Origin of the sequence: Alicyclobacillus sendaiensis NBRC 100866 (assembly GCF_001552675.1) — a bacterium.
Lineage (GTDB): Bacteria > Bacillota > Bacilli > Alicyclobacillales > Alicyclobacillaceae > Alicyclobacillus > Alicyclobacillus sendaiensis.
Genome location: NZ_BCRQ01000112.1, coordinates 1 through 2,857, shown reverse-complemented (window position 1 = coordinate 2,857; position 2,857 = coordinate 1). Strand labels below are relative to the sequence as shown.

Below are 2,857 nucleotides of genomic sequence, written 5' to 3'. Positions count from 1 at the left end.
ATGCTCCGCGATAGACGTACGCACTCGATAGACGTGCGCACCCGTCACTCGAGCCGAAGCACGAGATCCACATCCACCTCGCGCGACCGCTTGGGGCGAAACACCCGCACTTCCCGCACGACGGCGAGGAGGAACGCGCGCTGTAGACGAGGATCACCAGCCAGCCGAGCGCACAAATCCTTCACCCATGCGTCCCACCCGTCGGAGGCCGAGAGACGAGCCGCCTGCGCCTCCGCCTCTTCGCACATCTCCAGCACCTCCAGCAGGCGAACCTGCTCGCGGGAGAACGCCTCGTCCGACACCACGCCCGACGCGTATGCTTCCGCAAGCCGGCTCAATCGCGCCAGCGCGACGCGCCGCTTGCGTCTGAACGCGCGCAACTCGCTCGACGCCGTACTCGCCCGATAGGCCAACACCAGCGGTTCCAGGTCGTGTCGGACGCGCCGAAGCAGTTCCTCCACCACCAGCGTCTCCAACGCGCGGGCGTCCACCTGATTGGGCGTGCATCCCCCGCCCGTGACGTATCGCCCGCAGCGGTAGATGGGCCGCTTTTCGGGCTCACGCCCTCTCTTCGTCACCTGCCACCCCGCGTACATCGCGCCGCCACAGAAGCCACACCGCGCAATGCCGGCCAATGGGCGCTTCGAGCCCTGCGATCGCGGCGACAGCGCGCGGCGGCGCTCCAGGAGGTGGTGCAGCACGCCGAATTCCTCGGGGCTCAAGATGGCCTCGTGCGCGCCTTCGACACACACCCACTCGGCGGGTTCGCGCTCGGTGCGCCGTCCACCCTGCGTCTTGCGCCGATTCCACACGGAGATACCGGCGAGCGCGGGGTTGGAAAAGAGCGTGCGGACGGTGCGATCCGTCCAAAGCCTTCCCGTCTTCGTCCGCACGCCAAGCGCATTGAACTCCATGGCGACGTCCCTCGGACTCGCCCCAGTGAGCAAAAGGCGCGCCCCCTCGCGCACCCATCGTGCCTCATGCGGATCGGGCGTCAAGCGGCCGTTCACCAGGCGATAACCAAACGGCGGCTTCGTGGCGAGCTCGCCGCGCTGCGCCATGGCAAGCAGATTTTCATGCACGCGCTCTGCGATCATCTCGCGCTCAAACTCCGCGATCACCGACAACATCTGCGCCACCAATCGCCCCATCGCGGTCGAGATCTCGAAATTCTGCCTTGTGGAGCGATAAAATACCCCGTGGAGATTCATCTCCTCGACCAGGCGGGCGAAGTCCGCCACGCTCCGCGTCAACCGATCGATGCGCGTCGTCACCACACCGAGTACGTTTCCCGCGCGGATGTCGGCGCGCAGCCGCTCCATCGCCGGGCGGTTGAGCGACTTGCCGGAGTACCCGTCGTCGCAATACAGTTCGTAGCGAGGAAATCCGTGGGATCGCGCATATTCCACGAGTTGCTCCTCTTGTTCCCTGAGGCTGTGACCCGAGGTGGCCTGCTCCTCCGTCGAAACCCGCACGTAGAGCGCCAGGTGCCGGTCGGTCACGGCTCGTTCACCCGCCTGCCACGGTGCGCGAGCACGCGCTCCAAAAGGGGACGGGCGACGGCCATCACGCGGTCCGCCACCTGCGCTTCCATCTCGCTCTCCGGCACAATCGCCTCGCGCTTTGGGTCCCAGACGTAGACGGCGCGAATTCGCATCTCAATCCCCTCCCGAAAGACCGATATGCGGGAGGGGTTGGCCATCTTACCGGATGAGCTCAGCGCACATGAGCGGCCATCCGGGACGCGATGGCGTCGGCAATGCGAGGGGCCTGCAGGCGGCCGTTTTCGATGAAGATCCGGTTGGCGTCAAATCCGGACACCACCACGCCCGCCACGAACACGCCGGGCACATTCGTCTCATAGTTCGCCTCGTCGTGCACGGGGATGCCCGTGTCCCGACAGACGTCGACGCCAATCCTTTCGAGAAACGAAGTATCTGGGTGATAGCCCGTCAGCGCGAGGACGTGATCGCACGGGATCTCAAGCGGGCCGTCGGGGGTCTCGATGCGAACGCAGTCCGCGCGGATCTCCGCGACGTGCGCGCGAAAATGAGCGTCTATCGCCCGTTTGTCGAGCAGGCTCTGGATGTCCGGCTTCACCCAAGGCTTGATCTTGTCGGACATGGCCGGGCCTCTGTGCACCAGCGTCACGGTCGCGCCGACGCGATGGAGATCGATGGCAGCCTCCGCCGCAGAGTTCGTGCCGCCGACGACGACTACGCGCTGCCCGTAGTAGGGATGGGCATCGCGATAGTAGTGAGTGACGTGCGGCAGATTCTCCCCGGGCACGCCGAGCATGTTGGGATGATCGAAGTAACCCGTGGCCACGACCACCGCACGGGCCTCCGTCTCGAGCGTCCGACCGGAGAGCGTGCGCGAAAGGATGCGAAACCCGCCACCATCCAAGCGCTCGACGGCCGTCACCTCTTCGTACTGCCGAACCGGCAGCGCAAGCCGCTGAACGACGGTCCTGTAGTAGTTCAACGCCTCCATCCGCGTGGGTTTGGCTCGCTCCGTGTAGAAGGGGATGTCGCCAATCTCCAGGCGTTCCGGCGTGGAGTTGAACACCATCTGCGTAGGAAAGCGATAGATGGTCGACACGATGCAGGATTTTTCGATCACGACGTGGGAAATGCCGCGCCGCTTCAGCTCGGCGGATACGGCCAAGCCGCACGGGCCGGCCCCGATGATACACGCTTCGAACATGGCCCTCGCTCCTAGCGGAAATCTCCGTCTGTGAATCTCTGATCCATGTCATTATACCACGGAGCCAGGGACCTCTTGAGGGGCCGCATCGTGCCATCGCGGCGAGATCGTCAGGCGACGGCCAACAGCCATTCGCGGCTCATGGGGGACC

The 2,857-nt window shown here is 65.1% G+C and carries 3 protein-coding genes; all 3 read right to left on the bottom strand.

Going from position 1 to position 2,857, the window contains the following annotated elements; translation table 11 throughout:
• Window positions 1-44 precede the first annotated feature (44 nt).
• From AS26_RS13385 to AS26_RS13380, 3 genes are read right to left on the bottom strand one after another with little or no spacing between them, the layout of a single operon-like run.
• On the bottom strand, window positions 45-1,502 hold the full coding sequence (locus AS26_RS13385) for a recombinase family protein (protein ID WP_062310585.1): 1,458 nt from the start codon (window positions 1,500-1,502) through the stop codon (window positions 45-47).
• Window positions 1,499-1,657: a hypothetical protein gene (locus AS26_RS14505; protein ID WP_169793512.1), complete on the bottom strand. Its 159-nt coding sequence runs from the start codon at window positions 1,655-1,657 to the stop codon at window positions 1,499-1,501. Before AS26_RS14505 ends, AS26_RS13385 begins: the two co-directional genes overlap by 4 nt.
• Before the next feature lie 59 nt (window positions 1,658-1,716).
• A complete protein-coding gene (locus AS26_RS13380) occupies window positions 1,717-2,706 on the bottom strand; it encodes a YpdA family putative bacillithiol disulfide reductase (RefSeq protein ID WP_062310582.1) in 990 nt (329 codons plus the stop codon).
• Window positions 2,707-2,857: the final 151 nt, after the last annotated feature.

Coding starts and splice junctions, on each gene's coding strand:
- AS26_RS14505 (WP_169793512.1), bottom strand. CDS start 1,657: ATGCGAATTCGCGCCGTCTACGTCTGGGACCCAAAGCGCGAGGCGATT.
- AS26_RS13380 (WP_062310582.1), bottom strand. CDS start 2,706: ATGTTCGAAGCGTGTATCATCGGGGCCGGCCCGTGCGGCTTGGCCGTA.